2 protein-coding genes are annotated in these 1,541 nt (G+C 41.5%); both read right to left on the bottom strand.

Translation table 11 applies throughout. The features are described 5' to 3' along the window. Positions 1-151: 151 nt before the first annotated feature. Positions 152-1,033, bottom strand: coding sequence for a response regulator (locus tag ACTNC0_RS18145; protein ID WP_441088481.1), 882 nt, complete (start codon positions 1,031-1,033; stop codon positions 152-154). Between the two features lie 192 nt (positions 1,034-1,225). Then, the coding region (locus ACTNC0_RS18140; RefSeq protein WP_441088480.1) for a hypothetical protein at positions 1,226-1,541 on the bottom strand (316 nt) is incomplete at its 5' end.

Raw genomic sequence — 1,541 nt, 5'->3', positions numbered from 1 at the left:
ACCAAAGGATTGTATTTATGCCTTTTTTATTGGCTGAAATATTGGATTTTCAAGGTTCAGCACACCTTATTGGTGTGGGAAGTTTGAGTAATTAATCAAAAACAACCTTAGTTAACAGTTGTAATTGCTTTTAATAGTTTGCGTCACGCCATTACAGCAACTTATTCAAACAAGAAAGCAGACGTGTCGTTTTCACGGGTTTCACAAGAAAATCATCCATGCCCACAGCAAACGCTCTGTCACGGTTTTCAGAAACTGCATTTGCGGTAAAAGCAATGATTGGTGTGTTTGCCCGAATTCGATTTGGAAGTTTCCGTATTTTTAGTGTTGCCTCGTAACCATCCATCTCCGGCATTTCAATATCCATCAATATGAATTGATAATACCCCGGCTCATGCTCTTTCACCGCCGCAACTGCTTTACTTCCGTTATCAGCTTCTTCAAAAAGCAGCCCGTAATCTAAAAGCACTTCCTCAAGAATCTCACGGTTCAGTTCATTGTCATCAACAAGCAGAACCCGTTTTCCCTGCAATTGCTCCATTTGCGCAGGCTCGATCTCATCAGCTTCGTCATGGAATGACTCCCCAAGCGCAAAGGAAATGGTTCTTTCCATATTGCCATGGACAACGCTGAGTTTATCCAAATACAAATTCATCTGGGAACTATGTCTCTGGCAGAGCTCTGCATAACCAACTGCACTATTCAGTTCTGTTCGTAATTCCCTTATCAGTTTTTTTCGCAGCTCATTAAGCTTGCTGGCGGCTTCCAGTTTCTTTTCCAGAACGCCCATTCTTTCAACAATCTGCTTATGGTTTTCCTGGGAACTAAAGCGATGTCCATCCGGGAATTGAAATTGCAGTTCAACCGAGACACCTAAAATGCTGAGACATTTCTGAAGTTCTTCAAAAGTCATACTCTCTCTGGAAAGCTTTCTATATAAAGAAGAAGGGTACAGCCCCATACGTTTTGCCAATTCCGCTTTTGCAATTCCTAATTGAGAGCAAATACTGTTAATAATTTCTGATGTCTTCATACCAATAATCCTACTCAACTCATTATATAATGACATTTTAGCCATCATAACATATATGTTATACAAAATCAATAGCAAAAAATCAAGCTATGAACAGAAAATCAAGCCATGAACAATAATTAGTTCTTAAGAACGAGAAAAAGACATCCAGCTAAACTGCCAGATGCCCCTTTCGATTCGTGTTTCTACATATTAAATAGTAATCTCAATCCCACCCCGGAAGATTACCGTGCTGCTTTTCTCATCAATGCGGATGTGATCGACCAAACCGCCCCACAGTTCTTCCCGGAATTCTGTCTGCTTTCCCGTCAAATCTTCCAGCTTGTTGATGAAGTTCGTGAGAATTTCCCTCGTGTCATTCTTCTCCTGGATGAGTGACTCCAGTTCCTGAAATCGGCTATGCTTTTCACCATACAAGGTGCGGAGCTTCTTTTCGTTCTCTGCCTGCTCCGTCTGATCCAGGGCTACACTTGCATTCTTCTGGATGAGGTTCGCAAGGTTCTCTGCG

Source organism: Blautia sp. HCP3S3_B11 (assembly GCF_052064435.1).
GTDB lineage: Bacteria > Bacillota > Clostridia > Lachnospirales > Lachnospiraceae > Blautia_A.
The sequence above is the reverse complement of the archived record's forward strand: the minus strand, read 5'-3'. Positions and strand labels throughout refer to the sequence as shown.

What these genes read in the sequence shown, in the direction of transcription:
- ACTNC0_RS18145 (WP_441088481.1), bottom strand. Translation starts at nt 1,033, where the DNA reads ATGAAGACATCAGAAATTATTAACAGTATTTGCTCTCAATTAGGAATT.